This window comes from Bradyrhizobium ontarionense, assembly GCF_021088345.1.
Lineage (GTDB): Bacteria > Pseudomonadota > Alphaproteobacteria > Rhizobiales > Xanthobacteraceae > Bradyrhizobium > Bradyrhizobium ontarionense.
The window spans coordinates 3,739,834-3,759,950 of record NZ_CP088156.1; the positions used below are offsets into that span (position 1 = coordinate 3,739,834).

20 protein-coding genes are annotated in these 20,117 nt (G+C 64.1%); 18 read left to right on the forward strand and 2 right to left on the reverse strand.

Annotated features, from left to right (window positions below; genetic code table 11):
- Positions 1 to 490 precede the first annotated feature (490 nt).
- The 13 genes from LQG66_RS16885 to LQG66_RS16945 all read left to right on the forward strand — a co-directional run bounded on the left by LQG66_RS16885 (position 491) and on the right by LQG66_RS16945 (position 13,653).
- The gene (locus tag LQG66_RS16885; protein WP_425601317.1) at positions 491 to 2,302 is read left to right on the forward strand and encodes a hypothetical protein; all 1,812 of its coding nucleotides are present in this window, start codon (positions 491 to 493) and stop codon (positions 2,300 to 2,302) included.
- Between the two features lie 140 nt (positions 2,303 to 2,442).
- Positions 2,443 to 4,800 carry a type II secretion system secretin GspD gene (gene gspD, locus LQG66_RS16890; protein WP_231327319.1) on the forward strand — a complete coding sequence of 786 codons (2,358 nt, stop codon included), beginning with the start codon at positions 2,443 to 2,445 and terminating at the stop codon, positions 4,798 to 4,800.
- Positions 4,797 to 5,324 carry a tetratricopeptide repeat protein gene (locus LQG66_RS16895; RefSeq protein ID WP_231327320.1) on the forward strand — a complete coding sequence of 176 codons (528 nt, stop codon included), beginning with the start codon at positions 4,797 to 4,799 and terminating at the stop codon, positions 5,322 to 5,324. Before gspD ends, LQG66_RS16895 begins: the two co-directional genes overlap by 4 nt.
- A gap of 113 nt (positions 5,325 to 5,437) precedes the next feature.
- Complete coding sequence (locus LQG66_RS16900; RefSeq protein WP_231327321.1) at positions 5,438 to 7,114, forward strand: GspE/PulE family protein; 1,677 nt, start codon at positions 5,438 to 5,440, stop codon at positions 7,112 to 7,114.
- 4 nt (positions 7,115 to 7,118) lie between these two features.
- On the forward strand, positions 7,119 to 8,333 hold the full coding sequence (locus tag LQG66_RS16905; protein WP_231327322.1) for a type II secretion system F family protein: 1,215 nt from the start codon (positions 7,119 to 7,121) through the stop codon (positions 8,331 to 8,333).
- Positions 8,334 to 8,351: 18 nt separating this feature from the next.
- Positions 8,352 to 8,831, forward strand: coding sequence for a type II secretion system major pseudopilin GspG (gene gspG / locus LQG66_RS16910; RefSeq protein WP_231327323.1), 480 nt, complete (start codon positions 8,352 to 8,354; stop codon positions 8,829 to 8,831).
- On the forward strand, positions 8,828 to 9,307 hold the full coding sequence (locus LQG66_RS16915) for a GspH/FimT family pseudopilin (protein ID WP_231327324.1): 480 nt from the start codon (positions 8,828 to 8,830) through the stop codon (positions 9,305 to 9,307). Before gspG ends, LQG66_RS16915 begins: the two co-directional genes overlap by 4 nt.
- Complete coding sequence (locus LQG66_RS16920) at positions 9,276 to 9,689, forward strand: prepilin-type N-terminal cleavage/methylation domain-containing protein (protein ID WP_231327325.1); 414 nt, start codon at positions 9,276 to 9,278, stop codon at positions 9,687 to 9,689. Before LQG66_RS16915 ends, LQG66_RS16920 begins: the two co-directional genes overlap by 32 nt.
- On the forward strand, positions 9,689 to 10,396 hold the full coding sequence (locus tag LQG66_RS16925) for a PulJ/GspJ family protein (protein WP_231327326.1): 708 nt from the start codon (positions 9,689 to 9,691) through the stop codon (positions 10,394 to 10,396). The genes LQG66_RS16920 and LQG66_RS16925 overlap by 1 nt, the downstream gene beginning before the upstream one ends.
- Complete coding sequence (locus tag LQG66_RS16930) at positions 10,396 to 11,319, forward strand: type II secretion system minor pseudopilin (RefSeq protein ID WP_231327826.1); 924 nt, start codon at positions 10,396 to 10,398, stop codon at positions 11,317 to 11,319. The genes LQG66_RS16925 and LQG66_RS16930 overlap by 1 nt, the downstream gene beginning before the upstream one ends.
- Positions 11,319 to 12,422, forward strand: a complete 1,104-nt coding sequence (locus tag LQG66_RS16935; RefSeq protein ID WP_231327327.1) for a PilN domain-containing protein — start codon at positions 11,319 to 11,321, stop codon at positions 12,420 to 12,422. The genes LQG66_RS16930 and LQG66_RS16935 overlap by 1 nt, the downstream gene beginning before the upstream one ends.
- Positions 12,419 to 12,976, forward strand: a complete 558-nt coding sequence (gene gspM, locus LQG66_RS16940) for a type II secretion system protein GspM (RefSeq protein ID WP_231327328.1) — start codon at positions 12,419 to 12,421, stop codon at positions 12,974 to 12,976. Before LQG66_RS16935 ends, gspM begins: the two co-directional genes overlap by 4 nt.
- On the forward strand, positions 12,973 to 13,653 hold the full coding sequence (locus LQG66_RS16945; RefSeq protein ID WP_231327329.1) for a hypothetical protein: 681 nt from the start codon (positions 12,973 to 12,975) through the stop codon (positions 13,651 to 13,653). Before gspM ends, LQG66_RS16945 begins: the two co-directional genes overlap by 4 nt.
- A gap of 116 nt (positions 13,654 to 13,769) precedes the next feature.
- Here the strand turns inward: LQG66_RS16945 and LQG66_RS16950 are convergent, their stop codons facing one another.
- On the reverse strand, positions 13,770 to 14,075 hold the full coding sequence (locus LQG66_RS16950) for a hypothetical protein (protein ID WP_231327330.1): 306 nt from the start codon (positions 14,073 to 14,075) through the stop codon (positions 13,770 to 13,772).
- A gap of 592 nt (positions 14,076 to 14,667) precedes the next feature.
- Here LQG66_RS16950 and LQG66_RS16955 point away from each other — a divergent pair.
- From LQG66_RS16955 to LQG66_RS16970, 4 genes are all read left to right on the forward strand, one after another.
- Positions 14,668 to 16,662 (forward strand): multicopper oxidase domain-containing protein, encoded by a 1,995-nt coding sequence (locus tag LQG66_RS16955; RefSeq protein ID WP_345778962.1) that lies wholly within the window; start codon positions 14,668 to 14,670, stop codon positions 16,660 to 16,662.
- Positions 16,663 to 17,170: 508 nt separating this feature from the next.
- Complete coding sequence (locus LQG66_RS16960) at positions 17,171 to 17,629, forward strand: FMN-binding protein (protein WP_231327332.1); 459 nt, start codon at positions 17,171 to 17,173, stop codon at positions 17,627 to 17,629.
- The gene (locus LQG66_RS16965; protein ID WP_231327333.1) at positions 17,610 to 18,485 is read left to right on the forward strand and encodes an FAD:protein FMN transferase; all 876 of its coding nucleotides are present in this window, start codon (positions 17,610 to 17,612) and stop codon (positions 18,483 to 18,485) included. Before LQG66_RS16960 ends, LQG66_RS16965 begins: the two co-directional genes overlap by 20 nt.
- Complete coding sequence (locus LQG66_RS16970) at positions 18,475 to 19,005, forward strand: hypothetical protein (RefSeq protein ID WP_231327334.1); 531 nt, start codon at positions 18,475 to 18,477, stop codon at positions 19,003 to 19,005. Before LQG66_RS16965 ends, LQG66_RS16970 begins: the two co-directional genes overlap by 11 nt.
- Positions 19,006 to 19,215: 210 nt before the next feature.
- Here LQG66_RS16970 and LQG66_RS16975 read toward each other — a convergent pair whose 3' ends face one another.
- Positions 19,216 to 19,422 carry a DDE-type integrase/transposase/recombinase gene (locus LQG66_RS16975; protein WP_256460625.1) on the reverse strand — a complete coding sequence of 69 codons (207 nt, stop codon included), beginning with the start codon at positions 19,420 to 19,422 and terminating at the stop codon, positions 19,216 to 19,218.
- Between the two features lie 476 nt (positions 19,423 to 19,898).
- On the opposite strand from LQG66_RS16975, the gene LQG66_RS16980 reads away from it, so the two are divergent.
- Positions 19,899 to 20,108 (forward strand): hypothetical protein, encoded by a 210-nt coding sequence (locus tag LQG66_RS16980; RefSeq protein ID WP_231327336.1) that lies wholly within the window; start codon positions 19,899 to 19,901, stop codon positions 20,106 to 20,108.
- The last annotated feature ends 9 nt before the right edge of the window (positions 20,109 to 20,117 follow it).

A 20,117-nucleotide genomic window follows, 5' to 3' on the forward strand; every position in this document is an offset into this window, starting at 1 on the left:
CCATCAGCAGATCATGCGCAGTCTCGCCGCAATCGAGCAGCCTTCGCTCCCACTTTATCGTTGAATTCCAGTGCCCGGTCCGAACCGCGCCACGGAGGGAACGCAATTCGTCATGGCGCGCCTCGATCGCTGACGAAGTGTGGCGTAGTTCGGTACGTCACGCCTCAGACGCACAAATACATCTCTACGCTGTATCGACCGACGTCATGCTCGCGATATTTGTAATGATCAACAATCAGTAAGTAGTGAAAGTACTTACTCCCGACAACGACGGCCGTCAGCGCGACCGCCGGTGCCAGGCGCGCCATCGCCGAACAACGGGCTCCGCACGTCGCCGCCCAAGTGCTGACACGTGAGCATCGCCTGCGAGCCCAAGTATCGACATTGCCGGTTTCTAACGCAAATGGCTCGCAGATGCGCGTGGCAGGGTTCACCGCGACGCGGGTGAAGGGGCGTGCGTCCGCGCGTCAATTATGGGGAGGTTCAACTGATGGTCTTGATTAGCTGCAAGGGGAGACGCGTTGATTGCACCGTGTCTTCACACGGCGATAGTTCGGTTTTCGGCCATGGCATTCGTGCGGTTCGCAGCCGCGGCAAGCTGTTGTCGTCGCTGCTGGCCGCCGTCTCGACAGTGGCGCTGAGCGCGGCGTCGGCCCAGGCCGCCGAAAATGCGCCGCCACGGTCGACCGATGGAGCGGCTGCCGTCAAGGCGCTGATGGCGAAGATCGACTCCATGGAGCAGCGCATCAACAACCTTCAGGTTGAGCTCAAGGACGCGAAAGCCAAGAAGACAACCGGCGTCGGGCAGTCCGCATCGCTCGCGTCCAGGCGTCCGGCCGAAGCGATGGCGCTTGCCAATTCCGCCAGGGCGTCCGATCCCGCGCAGTCCTCCAAGTCCGCCGGCGACGCCATGGCGTTCGCCGGTGCGAAGGACTCCAAGGCCAGCGAGAAGACGGCCGACGGCGCGCAGTCGCCCTCCCCGTCATCACGGCTGGCAGCGGCGTTCGCCGATTCCGATCCCAAGCCCAGATTCATGCCGGTAGCCGATCTCAAGGCCCCGCCCCAGGCCTCCAACAAGGACCTGTTCGGCGCCGCGCCATCGCCGGTCGCGGGCATGAAGATCGGCATGTACGGCGAGATCAAGTTCGGCTCGATACAGAATCCCGACGCCAACGGCCAGTGGCAGAACGGATTCGACATGGCACGCCTGGTGCTGCTGCCCACCTACCAGGTCAGCGACTCCATCACCTTCAATGCAGAGCTGGAGTGGGAGCACGGCGGCACCGCATTCGACAACGACGACAAGCTGCATGGTGCAGTCGAGGTCGAGCAGGCCTTCTTCGACATCAAGTTCAGCGACTACTTCACTCTGCGCTCACCGGGCGTCGATCTGATCCCGATCTCCTTCACCAATCTCTATCATGAGCCGACGCTGTTCTACAGCGTAGCGCGCCCGGAACTGGCCAACGGCCTGATCCCGACGACCTGGTATGCGCCCTCGATGGGCTTCCACGGCAAGATCGTCGACGGCTTGAGCTATCAGTTCCAGGTCAGCCAAAGCGCCGAGGATTTCGGCGACAGTTTCGACCATCGTGGCGACAATGGCCACATCAATTCCGGCGGCTATGCGGGCGGCATCAACGGCACGGATGCGCTCGGCCTCTCGAAAGCGCCGATCGGCGACAACCGGCAGCTCAGCAATCAACTCGCCTATACATTGCGGCTGAGCTACACGCCATCGTTCCTGCCCGGCTTCGCCGGCAGCTCGGCGATCTACTATTCGCCGGACGTCACGCCGCGCGGCGCCTATGCGACCCAACCCGACGGCACCGAGGTCCCACTCGGCAAGAACGCGATGACCATCTTCGATACCGAGGCTCGGTACCGCGTTCCGAACACCGGCCTGGAGCTGCGGGCCGAATATGCCTATGTCAACTTCTCCAATCCGGAAAACCTGCGCGCCAACAATGATCTCGTCGACGACAACAATGTCGGCAAGAGCATGTGGGGCTACTCGGGCGAGATCGCCTATCATTTCCGGGCGCCCAACGACTACGACATCGTGCCGTTCTATCGCTACACCCGCCAGAACTTCCAGACCTCAGCCATGCTCGGATCGGACTTTACGAATGGCCTGAACAACCCGACGGGCCACGGCGACATGACGTTCCACGACGTCGGCATCGCCGTGTTTCCCAACCCGAGCCTGGTCTACAAGCTGAACTACACCAAGGTGATCGACCACAGCGCGACCGGGGCGATGTCCGATCGCGTTCTCGCTGGTGTCGGCTGGCTCTGGTAACGGACCGCAACAACAACAGGCCGCCGCCATACAGGCGGCGTCCTCTCCTCGCAGCAGGCGAGCGGCAACGACCCGGGACGGAAGGCAATCGCCTTCCGCCCGGCGGTGCCTCAAAACTAAGAACGTACGCGGCAGATCGGGTGGGCGGGCGAGTGGTTGAGATTGCTGATGTGAGCCCCGGTTGGCTGCGATGCCGCACGCTTGCAGCGCTGGCCGTGGTGTCGATGGCGCTGGCAGGCTGCAATTCAGCGACGATCGGGAGCGACGGTCGCGGCGACGACGTGCTCGACAAGGTCGGCCGGCTCGATCTTTCGCCCCGGTACCCCAAGCAGGTTCTTCCCGAGCAGTCACCGGCAGCGCGCCGGGCCCGCGCGGAAATCTACGGCGGCAACGACGACGCAAGAGACGCGAGAGAGGCGAGAGCGGAAGCGCCCCCCGCAACTTCGCTTCCGGTCCAGCAGGTGGCGGTCCAATCGCAGCCCGTCGGCAACGGGTTCGAGCTGAACTTCGAGAACTCGCCGATCGCAACGGTTGCCAAGGTCGTGCTCGGCGACGTCCTTGGCGTCGGCTACACCATCGATCCGCGGATCCAGGGAACCGTCAGCCTGTCCTCGGTCCGTCCGGTCCCGAAATCGGATGTTGCCTACGTGCTCGAGAACGCGCTCCGCCTGTCCGGGACGGCGCTGGTCCGCGATACCTCGGGCTACCGGTTGATTCCGCTCGGCGACGCGGTCGGCGCCGGCAACGTGGATCCCGCCGGAGGCTCGGCAGAACCCGGCTACGGCATCTCGGTCCTCCCGCTGCAATATGTATCAGCACCGACATTGTTGAAGCTGCTCGACAGCTTTGCGCTGAAGCCGGGCACGGTGCGCGCCGACCCCGGCCGCAACCTGTTGCTGATCCAGGGGACCGGGGCCGAGCGGCGGACCGCGATCGATGCCGCGCTGAGCTTCGATGCTGACTGGATGCGCGGACAGTCGGTCGGGATCTTTCCCATCGTCAACGGCAATCCCGAGCCGATCGTTGCCGAGCTCGAAAAGATCATGGACGCGGGCGACAGCGGTCTTGGCCAGAACATGGTCAAATTCCAGACGGTTAGCCGGATGAACGCCGTGATGGTCATCAGCCGCAAGCCGGCGCTGCTGCGTACCGCAGAGACATGGATCAAGCGGTTGGACAGCGCCAACACGCTGCGCAACAGCGTCCATGTCTACCGCGTCAAATATGGCGAGGCGCGCCAGATGGCGCGGGTCTTGAACGACATGTTCGTTGGCAGCGCGGGCAGCGCAGCCGAGGCATCGTCCAATGACCTAGCCCCCGGCTCCGGAGCTTCATCGAGCTCGAGCAGCGAGCGGCTGTCGGCTGCCGGCACGACGTCTCAACCGAGCGGCTTCTCGAGCCAGCAGCAGGGCAACAACGGTCTGGTCGCAAACCGCGGCTTTGGCGGGACGCCGCCGCCGACTCAGGCGAACCTTGATGCGGGTTCGGATTCACGTGGTCCCTCCACGGGCGGCAAGCCGCTCATGGAGGGCGTGCGGATCACCCCCGACGTCGTCAACAACACGCTTCTGATCTATGCCGACAAGGAAAACTATCGACTGATCGAAAGCACGCTCCGGCAGTGCGATCGCCCGCAGCTGCAGGTCGCGATCGACGCCACCATTGCCGAGGTCACGCTCAACGACACCCTGAGCTTCGGCGTGCAGTCCTATCTCACCAGCAAGAACCTCGGTCTGAAGCCCGACCAGGGGTCAGTGCTCAACACCACCTCGACATCGGCACCTACGACGGTCGCCTCGGCGGCGGGAACGATCACCAACGCCTTTCTCAGCCGCGCCTTCCCCGGGTTCAACTTCCTGGTCGGATCGGAATCCCAGCCGAGCGCGATCCTGAGTGCGTTGCATACGGTGACCGACGTCAAGGTGTTGTCCAACCCCTCGCTGGTGGTGATCGACAACCAGGCCGCGACATTGCAGGTCGGCGACCAGGTGCCGGTTTCGACCGGTAGCGCCACGGTGCTGACAACCAACAACACCGTCGTCAACACGATTGACTACCGTAACACCGGAATCATCTTGCGGGTCGCTCCCAGGGTCAACGAGAACGGCAATGTGCGGCTGGAGATCGAGCAGGAGATCAGCAACGTCTCTCCGGCGACAGCCAACAGCCTCACGCCAACGGTCGCGCAGCGCAAGGTGAAGAGCTCGGTCGCGGTGGCCAGCGGCCAGACCGTGCTGCTGGCCGGCCTCATCAGCGAAACGCATCAAGGCACGCGCAATGGCGTTCCGGGGATCGACCAGATCCCGGGCCTTGGGGACCTGTTCAGCAACAACGACCGCAGCCGCGGACGGACCGAGCTGATCATCTTCATTCGCCCCCAGATCATCCGCGACGGCACCGATGCTCACTACGTCGCCGAGGAGCTGCGGTCGAAATTGCGCGGCACAATCAATCCGGTGTCCGCGAGTGCGCTTCAGACGTCGCGGATCAATCGATGAATCGGCGTTCGACAACAGCATTTGCTGTCGTGGCGCTTGCCTTCGGCGTCGCTACGGTCGACGCCCGGCCGCCTGGAGCAGGATGGGCGGCATTCGCACGTGGTGATTATGTCAGGGCAGCGCGTCTTCTGGCGCCGATGGCGCAACGCGGACATCCGCGCGCCATGACCGTGCTCGGCTACATGTACGACAACGGATTCGGCGTCCCGCAATCGTACGAGGCCGCGGTCGAGCTCTACACCGGAGCCGCCGAACGCGGCGACCCGGCGGCACAGCATCTGCTCGGTCTGACATACGACAAGGGCCACGGCGTGAACCAGGACCATGTGCTGGCCTACAAATGGCTGACTCTTGCAGCAGCCGCGGCGCCGATGCGCGAACGTGAACCCTATTTGCGCATTCGCGATGCCGTCGCATCCAAACTGTCACCTGATCAGATCATCGACGGCCAGCGGCTCGCGGTCGAATGGCAGCAACGACCGCCCGGCGGTATTGGCACCGCCGCGCCGGCTTCCGGTTTGTAGTTCTTCTAATCTTATGATCTCACAAGTGTCATCTTTGACATCAAGAACGAAGTGCTTCGCACGCTCGCCTTCGGCAATGAGGTGATCGACAACGATCCGTCACGGGACGCGCCATGAGCTCTCCTCCCCCTCTTCGGTTTGCCGACCATCCGCAGGGCGGCAGCGGGCCGGCCCGGTTCGGCGCCGGGTCGGCCGGCGCTGCAGCCACCAAAGACGTCGGGACGGAAACGTCGGAGGCAACGGATCTCTCGGCCGCCGACTTCGCCGACGCAGTCGCCCGACAGCTTGGATTGCCGCGGATCTCGTTGTCCGATTTGCTGGCGTGCAAGCCGCTGGCGGAGCGTTTTTCCCGGCGCTTCCTTCGGGAGACGATGGTCTTCCCGTTTCAGTCCGCGCAGCAAAAGCCGTGCCTCGCGGTTACCGATCCCCGCGACACCGCGGCCGCACGAGCCGCCGAGTTGGTGTTCGGGGGCGCGATCGAGCTCGTGGTGGCCTCGGTCGACGACATTGCCATGGCACTGAACCGGCTGGCCGGTGATGATGAGGTTCCGGCGCGTGACGGCGCCGAGCAGCCGCAGCTGCGCGACGACGACATCGAGAGCCTGCGTGATCTCGCCACCGGAGCCCCGGTGGTGCGCGCCGTCAACGATCTGTTCGAACTGGCTGTCGAACTACGCGCGAGCGACATCCACGTCGAAGCGATGCGGACCGGACTGTCGCTTCGGATGCGCGTGGACGGCCTGCTCAAGCCGGTCCCTGAACCGGCCGGCGTCCTGCCTCAAGCCGTCATCTCGCGGATCAAGATCGTTGCCGGCCTGAATATCGCGGAACGGCGCTTGCCTCAGGATGGCGCTGCGCGGCTCCGCGTCGGCCGCATCGAGCTGGACGTTCGGGTCGCCGTGATGCCGACGCAGCATGGCGAGTCGGCCGTGATCCGGCTGCTTCCGAAGGACCGAGGGCTGCTCGCCATCGAGAAGCTCGGCTTTGCCACCCGCGACGATCGATCGCTCCGCCGCCTGCTGGCATTGCCGCATGGCATGATCGTGATCTGCGGGCCGACCGGCAGTGGCAAGACCACGACCCTGGCAACCGCGCTGTCGGTCCTCAACGAACCGACACGGAAGATCCTGACCATCGAGGATCCGGTCGAGTACGAGATTCCCGGCATCAACCAATCGCAGGTCAAACCGGCGATCGGGCTGACATTCGCCTCCGCCCTGCGATCCTTCGTGCGGCAAGACCCTGATGTCATCATGGTCGGCGAGGTGCGCGACGGCGAAACCGCTCATGTCGCGGTCCATGCCGCACTGACCGGCCACCTCGTTCTGACGACGTTGCACACCGAAAATGCCGCAGCCGCTGTCCCGCGATTGCTCGATCTTGGGGTCGAGGATTTCCTGCTGCGATCGACGCTCCGTGCGGTGATTGCGCAGCGACTCGTGCGCAGGCTGTGCGAGCGCTGCAGGTCGGAAAAGGTGCTTTGCGCCGATGATCTCTCCGCCGACCCGCGCTATTCCGCGGTAGGCTTCGAAGTCGGCGAGACGGTCTACGAACCTGTGGGGTGTGAGAGCTGCGGCAGCACCGGCTATCGGGGCCGGCTCGGCATCTTCGAGGTTCTCGAATTGGATCAGGAGATCCGACCGTTGATCCAAGGCACGACCGATGCCGCCGTCATCGACCGCAGCGCCATTCGCAATGGAATGACGACGATGCTCGATGATGGCGTCGCGAAGTGCCGGGCCGGAGCGACGTCGGTCGCAGAGGTCCTGCGCGTCACAACGTTACGGTGAGCCGGTGAGCAAGTTTCGCTACCGCGCACTGACCCAGAATGGCGACGTCGTGCACGGGACGATCGCGGCGGCGACGGCCAAGGAGGTGATGGACCGGATCGAATATCTGCAGCTGCTGCCGATCGAGACCATCGAGGAGAAAGCGGAAAGCTCCGTCTCACGGGACGTTCTGGTCCTGTTCGGCGGTCCGACCCAGGGCGATGTCACGACCTTCACGCGCGATCTGGCACTGTTGTTGAAGGCCGGCGCGAGGCTCGAGGATTCGCTCGAACTTCTGGCCAGCGACGCCGATATCGGACGGCTGCGTCCGATCGTCAGCCGGTTACGATCCAGCATTCTCGCTGGAGAGAGCTTTGCCGAAGCGCTGACGCATCATCCCTTGTTGTTTCCCGCGATGTACGTCGCGCTGGTGCGGGTCGGCGAGGTCTCAGGGACCCTCGATCACGTGCTCGACCTGCTCGGCGCCGAGCGGGCGCGCGCGGAAGCCGTGCGTCGCAAGCTTACCGACGCGATGCAGTACCCGTTCTTCGTCCTGATCGCCGCCTGCCTCGTGATGCTCTTCTTCTTCGTTTACGTGCTGCCGCAGTTCTCGGCGGTGCTGCGCGATTTCGGCGCCAAGACCGACGCCACCATCAACACGTTCCTCGACATTTCCGACTTCGTGCGCGGCAACGGCGCAACGCTCGCGCTGTTGGCGAGCGCGGTCATCGCGGCCGGTCTCCTGCTTCTCGGCCGTGCCAGCGTCCGTGTCGCCGTGATCTCGCAGGTCTGCCGACTACCGGGCTTTGCCGCCGTGTTCCGATCGTATCGCACGAGTGTGTTTTGTCGCAACCTGGCGATCCTGCTCGGCAGTGGCCTGACGCTGACGGCGACATTGCGCATCCTGATCGACATCATGTCGGTCACGGGCGGCGGCCCGGTATGGAGCGCCGCGGCCGACCGCGTTCGTCATGGCGGCAAGTTGTCGGAGGCGCTGGCGGCGACGAACATCCTGCCCGCCATGGCCACGCGCATGATTCGGATTGGCGAGGAGACCGGGCAGTTGCCGGTCCTTGCCGGCCGCATCGCCGAGTTCTACGAGGCGAAGCTGCAGCGTAGTCTCGATCGCATGGTCGGCATCGTCGGGCCCGCCGCGATCATTCTCATCAGCACCGTTGTGGGAGGCCTCATCGTTTCGGTGATGACCGCACTCCTGTCGGTGACGCAACTCGTCGGTTAGCAGCAGATAGACCATCAGATGAAACAGCCAGGGATCGGCGGCACGGCGCGGCGGGCCCATATTGTGCGCGACGACCGTCAGCGCGGCTTCACGCTGGTCGAGATGCTCGTCGTCATTGCCATCATCGGCATGATCATGGGGCTGATCGGGCCGCGCGTGCTGTCCTACTTGAACGAATCAAGGGTCAAGACCGCCCGGATTCAAATTCAGAGTTTTTCGAGCGCGCTCGATCTGTTCTACCTCGATACTGGTCGCTATCCGACCACATCGGAAGGCTTGGCTGCGCTGGTCCGGCCGGCATCGAATATCCCGGGCTGGGCGGGACCGTATCTCAAGGGAGGAAACGTTCCCAACGATCCCTGGAGTCACTCATACGCCTACCGATCGCCCGGACAGCACGCGCCCTACGATATCGTGTCGTACGGATCAGACGGGCAGGAAGGCGGCGCGGATCTCGCGGCCGACATCTCCTCGTCAACCACGATCGGCGCGAAATGACGATGTGTCGCCGGGGCGGCTGCGACGCCGGCTTTACTCTGATCGAAGTGGTATGCGCGCTCGCCGTCGTCGCCCTGATGACGGCCGTGTTGCTGCCCGCCATCCCGCGGCAGACCTCGCGGCCGCGTCTTGAGGCCTACGCGGTCGAGGTCGCCGCACTGTTGAAGGCCGATCGAAATGCCGCGATCAGGCGAGGACTCGAGGTCACGACGCGAATTGACACGCAGGCGCGTTCGATCCGCTCCGGCACCAATGGGCAGGCCGTTCGTTTCCCCGATGATGTGCGGTTCGAGACGCTGCTGCCGCGGAATTGCGATAACAGGCCCGCTTTCGAGACCATCAGTTTCTTCGGGTCTGGAATGTCCTGCGGCGGGGCCATCACGCTCACCCACCTCGACGCAGGCTACCAAATTCGCGTCAACTGGCTGACTGGAAGGATCGAAGTTGTCCCGAACGCTGGTCTCTCTGGACGATAAGGCAACGGCCGGGTTTACCCTGATCGAGACGCTGGTCGCGCTTGCGGTCGTGGCGGTGTCGCTCGTCACCATAGGTGCGCTCATGGGGTCCTCGGCGCGCGGCAGCAGGAAACTGGAGCAGCACGTCGCGCTGGTTCAGGCCGCCTACAACGTCCTGTGGCTGGCCTTTCCATCCCGTCTGCCGCCGGCATCTCCGGCGCAGTCCGGAGAGTCGATGGCCCATCTCTGGCGCGCGCAGGCGCAGCCATTCGCAATCGATGTCGGTGCGCCCGCGAATACATCCGCCTGGCTGCCGCAAAGAATCACGCTCCAGGTTCGATCGCCATCGGGCGGGACCATGGAGCTGGAGACGGTCCGGCTGTTTCGAAGGCGGGCGGAGTGATGTCGACGCGGCCCAACAGTGCTCAATCGGGCTTCACCTTGATAGAAGCCCTCGTGGCGATGGCGCTGATGGGGCTGCTGGTCTCGACGCTGCTTGCGATCACTTCGCAATGGTTGCCGAATTGGGATCGCGGCCTTCATCGCATCCAGCGCAGCGAGTCCGTGAGCGTCGCGCTCGACCGCATCAGCGCCGATATCGCGGCATCCGAATTCATCCGGCCAGATGGCCAGGCCAAGTCCGTTCTGTTCGACGGATCGGACACATCGATCATACTTGCGCGGATTTCGCTGGGACCGAATGGGGGCCGAGGCCTCGATATGGTTCGCATCGCCGAAACCGGTGATGGCGATGGCGTGGCGTTGGCCCGAACGCGCGCGACATTCGCACCCGGCGACGCATCATCCCGAAATTTTGGCGATCCGGTCGTGCTGCTGCAGGCCCCCTACCGCGTGTCGTTCGCCTATGCGGGCGCCGACCGGATGTGGAAGCCGTCGTGGCGCAACGCGGAGAGGCTGCCGGTAGCCGTACTGGTCACGGTGCGAGACGCACAAAGCCCGAGCGCGCTGTCGATCTCACGGATCGCAGTCATCCATGTCTCCGCGCCGGCAGACAGCGTATGCAGCTCCGCGGACAACAACTGCGACAAGCAGGCGCTGCTCACCGACGTCACCACCGCGCGTGCCTCCGCGCCAGCGGAGCAACGATGATGGGCGGGGATCATCGGCCCGATGATCGGGAAGGCGGCTTCATCCTCGTTGCTGCGTTGTGGATCCTGGTCTCACTGGCAGGACTGGCAGGCATCCTGTCCGTCTATCTCGTCAATACCGCCCGGGGCCTGTCGCTCGAGGATGATCGTTTGCGATCCGCCGCGCTGGTCTCCGCAAGCCTCGAGCTCACGGCCTACAAACTGTCATCCTCGGCAAAGTCGCTGCGCGCTCCGGCCGGGTCTTTTTCATTTCGGCTCGATCATGCACGGGTGTCGGTCGCATTCCGGTCGGAAGCCGCCCGCATCGACCTCAACCATGCGTCGAGGGAGATGCTGGCGCATCTGTTCGAGGTTCTCGGCGCACGTGCTGGCGACGCCGGCGCGTATGCCGAACGGATCGTCGGCTGGCGGACGCCGGCGGCCGAGACCGCTCCGGATGTGGAGCGCGATCTCTACCGGACCGCGGGGGCGGACCACATGCCGCGCACCGCGCCGTTTGAAAGTGTCGAGGAACTGCGGCTGGTGCTCAATCTGCCGCCCGCACTGGTCGACCGGGCGATGCCCTTCGTGACCATATTCAGCGGCCGGCGCGAGATCGACGCGTTGGAGGCCGCACCCGAAGTGGTGGCCTCGCTTCCCGGGATGACCCAGGACCTGCTGAAGAGCTTCCTCGAGCAACGGCCGGGCCTGCGCCGTGAGGTCAGATCGATGACCTCGGCGCTGGGGCCGGCACGCGCGGGAGCGACACTGGAGGTCGCCGATGCCGTGCGCGTATGGATCACGATCAGCTTCGACGCCGGTCACCGAGCCGCAGCCGAGGCGGTCATCCTGCTGGGCGATGGTGACGATCCTTATCGGGTCCTCTCCTGGCGCGATGATGTCGTTGCCCCCGGGACGCTCAGGCAATCAGGAAAGGCACAGTGATGACGATGTCAACGAGGCTGCGCCGTGAGTTGGCGGCATGGATCGGCTCCGTCGCCGATACCGTCGTCGATACGGTGGGTCGGCTCAATATCAAGCCGCCCATCCAGTTGATCGAGACCGAACGCAACGTCTTCATCATGCGGATGAGCGCGAGATCCGGGCGATCGGTGCCGCCCGGCTGGCAAATCGTCCTGACTGACAATGAGGCGGGTCGGCCCGCGCTTCCGGACAGCTGGAAGGCCGCCGTGCGCGGCAGCCGGATCGAAGTCATGCTGATGCCGTACCGCTTCCTGTCGCGGCCGCTGGATCTGCCGAAGCGCGCCGTCGAGTTTCTCGATGCCATGATACGGTCCCAGCTCGATCGCTTGACGCCGTGGACAGCGAATGAGGCGGAGTTCGGCTACACGGCCCCGGTCGATATATCGGGTGAACGCATTGCTACGACGGTGATCGCTGCGCCAAGGACGACGCTCGATCCACTGATCCACGTTGCCGAGTCCTGGAGCGCCGGATCGATTGTCCTGTTTGCAGCTCCCGAGGCTGCGCCGGCGACAATCGACGACCAGCTCGGCGCTACCGGCGGAACGAAGCTCACCGAGCGGCGCTTGCGCGGGTCTCTCGAGGTCGGCCGCGTCAGCCGCGCCCTGGCGGCGGTCCTGGTGGTCGCAGCGGTCTCGGCGACGCTGTCTGTTGCGATGACGGGCATCATCGGCGGAAAGCTGGAGGAGCAACAAGGCCTGTTGTCGCACAAGATCTCGGAACGGCGCGCAGCGCTGCGCCTCAATCCGGAAGGCTCCGATAATCCCGCGCTGAGCGGTCTCATGCGCCGCAAGCAGGAGATGGCCGCGGCTGTCATTCTGCTGGAGGCGCTGTCAAAGATTCTTCCGGACAACACCCATGTGACCGAGCTGCGGATCGAGAAGGACAAGCTGCAAATCACGGGCATGACCCAGGACGCGCCCGCGCTGGTCAAGCTGATCGAGCAGTCGGCGCACTTCACGCACGCGACGTTCTTCGCGCCGACGACACGCTCGGCTGACGACCCCGGCGAGCGCTTCCATATCGAAGCAGGTATCAAACCTCATCTTGGACCCGGCACATGAAGATCACAAAGCTTCTCACGGACGGCCCCGCGCCACCTTCGATCGCCGCCATCGTCTACGGCGGCCTGCTGCTCGTGCTGATCGCGGCGACGGCGCTGCCCATCAAAGGCTTGCTCGATCAGCGCGCCGAGCTGGTCTCCCTCGCCGATACACTCCGTCTGCTGGACGCCCATGCCATGCCGGCGGCGCATCAGGACAGCGGTGGAGATGCCAGCATGGCGGGACCGGCCTTTCTCGAAGGCTCTACCGTCACGGTGGCGGGAGCAGCGCTGCTGCAGCGTCTCGGCGACGTGGTGACCCGTCACGGCGGCAGCCTTTCGTCGTCACAGCTCGATTTGCAGGGGCCTCGCGCCAAGGACGGTCATATCAGCGTCATCGCGAATTTCGAGGTCGGTCAGCCCGCCCTGCAGCCCATCCTTTACGACCTGGAGGCCGGGATGCCATGTCTGTTCGTCGACGAGCTGGTCATCGAAGCGCGCTCGCCCTTGACGACACCCAGCGAACAACTACGCGTTCTGATGACGATTTCTGGACAGTGGCAGGGGCCGCAATGAGCAGTCTCGCCCGGCTTTGCGTCATCAGCTGTTGTTGTGTCCTGGCGACTGTTGCGGCCGTCGGCATCGCCAGACCGGCCGAGATCGAGATCTCGGGAGCGGCCGACGCCGAGCGGCCGACTGCAGGGGCGCAGGACTCACCGGTCGCGCAGCGGACGCAATCGCAAACCGGCAACCCGTTGTGGGGCATTCCGCTCGGGCAGTTGTCGGCAACGCGGGAGCGCCCGATCTTCTCGCCGTCGCGCCGGCCTCCGCCGAGCGCTGCTGAGCCGCCAGCCGCCGTGGCGACTCCGGCGGTGCAGGAGCCGGCGCCGCCGGAACGGCCGCAGCTCGCGCTGGTCGGGACCGTCGTGAACGGCGCAGGCGGCCTGGCTGTCTTCCTCGATCAGAGCAGCAACACGGCGTTGCGGGTCAGAACGGGCGCTGACTATCAAGGATGGACACTGCGTACGGTCGGGGCGAGATCGGTCACGCTGCAGAAGGGCCAGGACATCGCCGTGTTCTCCTTCGCACCGTCGTCGAGCCAGCCGACGAACCCGGCCGGCACCGGCTTCGCCGACACGCAGCTCACACAAACGGCACCGCCATTGGCTCAAGCGGGGACGCCTTATCTGTCGCCCGAATCCAGGCTGCTTCGGATGCATCAGCGCCCACGCTCGGGACGCCGTCAATTGTAAGGATGAGCACGATCCGAAGCGAGCGCGGCGCGCGCCCCTCGCTTTCGGGCGCCGGCATTGCGCGCAGCGCGTCCCCGCAGGATCTCAGCTCGCGGCAGCTTTCGCTCGGACGGACCCTAGCGCTTGCACAATCCGCTCGTCAGGACCCATCCCTTGTCCGTGAGAGCGGCGGCGACGATATCGAAATACAGACGCTTGTCGGGATCGTCCTCCGACACGAACGAGACCTGGCACAGAAAGCGTCCGCTCTCGTTGCCGCTGTCACATGCCGCCTCCACGATCTTGAGGCCCTTGTCATGGCGCACGCCGGATGAAGGCGCTTCCTGCTCATAGGCCTTCTGGATGATCTCGGCGGTTGGTGTCGTGCAGGAGATGCCGGTCACGTTGCAGACCAACGTGAGAACAACAGCAAGCAGCATCATCCTTCGGTCTCCTCAGAGCGAGCCACCCACAAACAGCTCCGGCGCATGTTCGTGACGCCTCCTACACGGCCTGACGAGAGCCGCTGCTAAGTGAGGTACGAGAGATGGTTGTCGTTTTTATGTCGACTCTCGTGCGCCACGCGCACACTGCACACGGCCGTTCTTGTTGTTAGATCGATTCTTAAGGGACTAACTGCAATCCTCACAAAACGAAAGAAACGGCCACAAAGGAGACATCCGACATCCATAGCGACGAAGGCCGAGGGTGCGAGAGCGCCGGTGTACTGATGGGCTCGGGTGAATCGTTCGAGCTCGACCACCGCGCCGGTGGCGCCTGCATCGTTTCGTACCGAGTTTAACCCGAGCCAAATGGGGATCAGGCATGTTAGTCGGGCACAAGCCAACACTGCGATCACTGACATCCGCGGCCGCGGTGCTGGTGGGGCTGGCCTGCGCAGGCACAGCCGCGCGCGCCCATGATCTGGTCGAGCCGACGGTGTTCAGGAGCAAGCACGGCGTCCTCGATCTGTTGATGATCGCCCGGGCCAAGCCGGTCTCGACCATCAGCTACACCCCGCCGGGCGGCTCGCCCATGAACCCGACCGGCTGGGTTTACGAGATCTGCCCGCGGCCCGCCCACGACATCAAATGCCCGGCCGGCGCGGCGGTGTCGGACTACGGCGGCGTGCGATTGGCACTGCAGAAGGGCGACACACTGAAGATCAGGCTGGTGAACCAGCTGCCGCAACTTGACCCGGCGAAGGTCAATCACAATACCGATCCCGGCCAGGCCAACCTGTTTCGCAATCCGACCAATCTGCATACCCATGGTCTCATCGTCGAACCGCGCGCTCCGACGCTGAGCGACCAGACCTTCGGCGACTACGTCTTCGTGCAGATCTACAACTCCGCCAATGGCATGCCGGTGCCGCAGACGACCCATCAGCACGGCTCCAACAAGATGAACTATGCGGACTACCGGATCGAGATCCCGAGGAACCACCCGTCGGGACAATTCTGGTTTCATCCGCATATCCACGGGCTTTCGCTCAACCAGGTCTCTGAAGGCCTGGCGGGCATCATCTCGGTCGGCGAAGTCTCGGACTACGCGCATGGCGACGCGAGAGATACGCCGTTCTCCGACGCCAGCGTTCGCCATCTGGTCCTCAAGGACATGCAGGTCGCGCCCGGCGGCACGGTGCAGTTCGATAGCGGCCCGGTCGCCGTGCAGCCCGGTGAAGTAATCAATCAGCAGGATCCGGGCTTCTGCGCGCAGTTCCCGGCGGACAGCTCCGAGGTGCGTCAAGGATCGTGCCCGGGCGTCGACAACTCTGCCGATGAAGGCTCCAATTTTGCCGGCGGCAACTGGTTCTTCACGGTCAATGGCCGGACGTTCCCGACCATCAAGGTGACCGATCCGGACGGCGAGGTCTGGCGGCTCACCAACGCCTCCGGCAGCCTGTCCTACAATCTCCAGCTGACCGATGACGAGGCGCAGAAGCCGATGATCATGCAGCTCATCTCGGTCGACGGCGTGAGCGTGAACCTGCCGCAGGACACCACGATGGACACCATGGTTCGTCTCGGCGGTGCACGCTTCCGCGTCGTGCCCTGTCCCCCGATGCCGATCTCGCGCTTTCACTCCAAGCCGGTTTGCGTCACCCAGATGGTGATGATGCCGAGCTCGCGCGCCGAGGTCTTCGTCACCTATCGCGATCCGGCGACGGGCGCGATCGCCTCGCCGGGTCGGTCGGCGTCCGCGACCTTCAAGATGGCCGGACTGACGATGGGCAGCGGCGATCAGTGGCCGGCGGTCGATCTTGCCAAGGTGCACTTCAACCAGCATGGCTGGCGCAACCACATCTCCTACGCCATGGATATCAGGGGCGACGCATTGGCGACGATGCAGCCGTCGGGCATCCTCGATGCCAAGGTGCCGTATGCGAGCGCCACGCCGCTGCGTGACGGCTGCCGCCCGCTGCCTCCAGGACACCGCCGCCGGATCTTCTTCGGCCTCGCCGATCTGAACGACGACGGCACCTTCGGCCTCGGCTATGAGGAGGTCGATCAGAACGGCAACCCGGTACCCGGCACCCAGCTCCCGGTGAGCCAGTTCGACCCTGCGCAGAACATCGTCTGCCTGCCGCTGGCGGCCGGACAACGCCCCGTCCACGAGACCTGGGAGCTGGTGCAGCTCTCAACCGAGAACCATAACTTCCATATCCACCAGACCCGGTTCAGGACCATCAACACCAAGGCCGCTGAAAACACGCCGCTGTCGGTGTCGCTGAACAGGAGCATCGGCGGCGGCATGCTCCAGGACAACGTCCCGCTCGGCGTCGCGACCCCGAACGTTCCGGAAGTGATGGATGCCCAGAACGGCGTCTGCAGCATCGAGCAGTGGCGAAGCGGGCAGTGCACGTCGAAGCCCGTGGTGGTCGATATCCCGTTCTCGCAGGTCGGCGAGTTCGTCTATCACTGCCATATCCTCGAGCATGAGGACGGGGGCATGATGGCCAAGATCAAGGTGGTGCCATCCCCTTATGGCGGCTCCGCATGGGAAGCCATGAACCAGATGCCGTGGTAGCGCGACGCACGGTCCGATGTGAGATCGAGAGGCCGGCGTCGCAATCGCGGCGCCGGCGAGGCTAGTTCACCACCACGCCAGGGCGGTTGCCGCGGGCGCGCCTTCGACGAGACGTTCGAACCGCGGCCGACACTTTTGAATTATTCTAAGCTGCCGCGAACGCCGCTTTGCAAGTCACTGAAATGACGCGTCCGGACGCGGCCTGTAGCCGTTGCGATACTTCGATCAGGCGGCAACATCGTTATTCCCCAGCCACTCCGGCAAATCGCCAACATCGTCTCAGTAATTCGCCGCAATCGGAACACTACGATCTCAGCTCTGACAATCGTAATGGTTTGCAGCAAGCGCATTGCGAACGTCGGAAGGACACGATCAGATCGGTACCTGGTGCGGATTTGCGGAAGTAATATCGTCGGTTGGACTGCTGACATCGCGCCGCGTCCCGACAAGACGAAAGATCGATGCGCAAAGGAGGGCGTGACATGAAAGCAGTTTTGAGGTGGACGAGATGAGTGATTGGCTGAAATGGGCGGCACCCGCTGCGGCCGTCGTGTCGATCGCTTCGCCGGCCTACGCCATGCAGTATATGAGCGTCGAGGAAGCCCAGAAGGCCGCTTTCCCGGGAGCCAGCTTCGCCGAGGTTCAAGCCGGCCGGGTGTGGAAGGCGAGCAGCGGCGGCTACATCTATTATGACCACGTCGTCGGCAAGCATCTTCTGATCGACTATACGGTCGCTATCGGAGCCGACGGTCGCGTGCGCCGTGTGGACATTCTGAACTACCGGGAATCCTATGGCGGCGAGGTGCACGATGCCAGCTGGCTCGGCCAGTTCGTCGGCAAGAGCAGCCAGAACGAGGTTCGCATCAATTCCGACATCCGCAACATCTCGGGCGCGACCCTGTCGTCGACCCACTTGACCGAAGGCGTGAAGAAGGTGCTGACGTATCATGCCAGCCACTTCCACTAGCATTCGGCGAGCGCGGGCTCTGCTGGGTACATTCGTCGAGATCGACGTCACTGACGCAAACAGGCGTGATGCGGAGAGTGCCGTCGAAGCGGCGTTCTCCGCGGTCGCCGACGTGCATCGGCTGATGAGCTTCCACGATGCGGACAGCGACGTGTCGCGGCTGAATCGTGAAGCGTCGAGCTGCGCCGTCATGGTGCATCCCTGGACCTACGCCGTGCTAAAGATGGCGCTGGACGTGGCGCAGCAATCGGACGGCGCCTTCGACATCGGCGTTGCCGGTGCACCGCCTCTGCAGCAGACCGGAACTTCGACCGTCGCAGCGATCGAATTGCTCGCGGACGACCAGGTCCGTTTCGGTCACCCGGCCGTAAAGATCGACCTTGGCGGCATCGCCAAGGGGTTCGCGGTCGACCGCGCGCTCGAGGCGTTGCGGAGCTGCGGCGTGCGCTCCGCCATGGTGAACGCAGGTGGCGATCTCGCTACCTTCGGACCCGACGCTCGCGTCGTCCACATTCGAGATCCGCTATTCCCGGACAGGCTGCTCTGCCAGGTCGAAGTGAGCAATGAGGCCCTGGCGACGTCCGCACGCCGCTTTGACCCGTTCCGATCGGCGGATACGACCGACACGGCGGTCATAGAGCCGACGACCCGGCGGCCGGCACACGGCGTCTACGGCGCAACGGTGCGCGCTCCAACGTGCATGGTCGCCGACGCGCTGACCAAGGTCGTCATGGTTGCAGGCGAGCGGGCTGCAGCGCCGCTGGCCCACTTCCAGGCGAACGCAATGCTGATTACGACCAACGGCGACATCCACACGACATCGAACTGGCAGGGAGTTCTCCAACATGCGGCTTAAAGGCGCGTTTCGGTTCGCACTCTATGGAATCTTCGGGCTCCTGTTCGCCAGCGGGGCGCTTTGGATCTACGCCGACCAGATGAAGAACCACACGGAGATCGACACCGAGATATGGCAGCAGGCCGCCGCATTCCTTCTGAGCATGCATGGCGGAGCTGCGATGATCACGCTGATGCTGCTCGGCGCACTTGGTCCCATGCACGTCCAGCGCGCCTGGCGCGCCAAGAAGAATAGGACGACCGGAATCGTCAGCCTGGCGATGTACGGCCTGCTCATCGCGACCGCGTTCGGGCTCTACTACGTCGGGTCCGAAGCGCTTCGGCCGTGGATCAGCACTGTCCACATCGCCTTCGGGCTCGGAGTTCCGGCGGTCGTCACCGCGCACATTGTCGTTGGCCGGGCAAGCGTTGCCCCTGTGGCTCAGCCGATGCGGACACAGCGCGCGACAGCCGCCACGCTGGTGCCGGCGGATGCTCCGGCCGACGCCGATCTGGTCAACGTTATGAGCAAAGCTGGCTGACTTCATCGGAAGTGTGCATCGTAACACCGAATATGGTGCTTGCTTGCGATCTTGAGCCTGATCGCGCTCGCTGCACCGGTGGCGCAGGCCGACCATGCGGCGTTCGAGCGATCGGAATGATCAACTGTTTCGACCGCTGATCCTCGCGATCGGCAAGCCGCTGGCGACAGGCGATCGAGGCGTATTGCACGCCCCGGTCGGAGTGATGGATCAGGCTGCCGGACTTCGGATTTCGAGCCTGGAGGCGTTGTCGAGCGCGGCGACGGCGAGCGAGGCATCGAGCGTGTTCTCAAACGCCCGGCCGACAGCCTCGCGTGAGAAGGCGTCGAGAATGACGGCGAGATAGGCGAACGCCTTGGCGAGGTGGACCTCGGCGATGTCCACGACCCAGATTTGGTCGGGCGCTGGGCCGCGCACCAGATCGGGAACGACGACGACGTTGGTTGGTCGCTCGGCGGGGATTACGGTGACGCTGCATTTATTACGACGGACCGATCAGGGGTGATGGCTCCTGCGACGATGCCGAGACGCAGAAAATTAAGTGCACTGTCACCTTAATCAACCTTGATCGACGCCTGAAACGAGATCGGCGCGCCTCGAACCGTCGGGCCAGCCTCGTCGCGCAGCCGTCGTTCCGAGGAGACCATCTGGCTCTCCGCGTTGTATGGCAAGGCGACGAGCACACGCCGCTGCATTGGCTTGGTTCATCATCGCATGCCCCCCCTGCGTCCAACGCACTCGTCACAGAATGCGCCCGCTGCTTTCCGGGCGGACGGCGCAACGCGGCTTTTGCAGGGCGGAGCTCTCACGTTTTCCTGATTCCTGCGTCAGAACGCCGCGGATCGAATTCGCCTATGGTCCCGCGCGTTTCCAAATCCACGGAGGTTTTCTGCATGCGTAAACTGATCATCGCCACCGCCGCTGTTGCGTTCGTCTCGTCGGCCGCCCTTGCCCAGTCCGCCGACAAGCCGATGACGACCACCGGCCAGGCGGCGAAGAGCGGCGACGCCATGAGCTCGGGCGACGATATGAAGATGAGCAAGCCGAAGAAGAAGACGGCCAAGAAATCGGGCACGTCGTCCGGCGACGGCATGTCGAAATAACACCGAGAG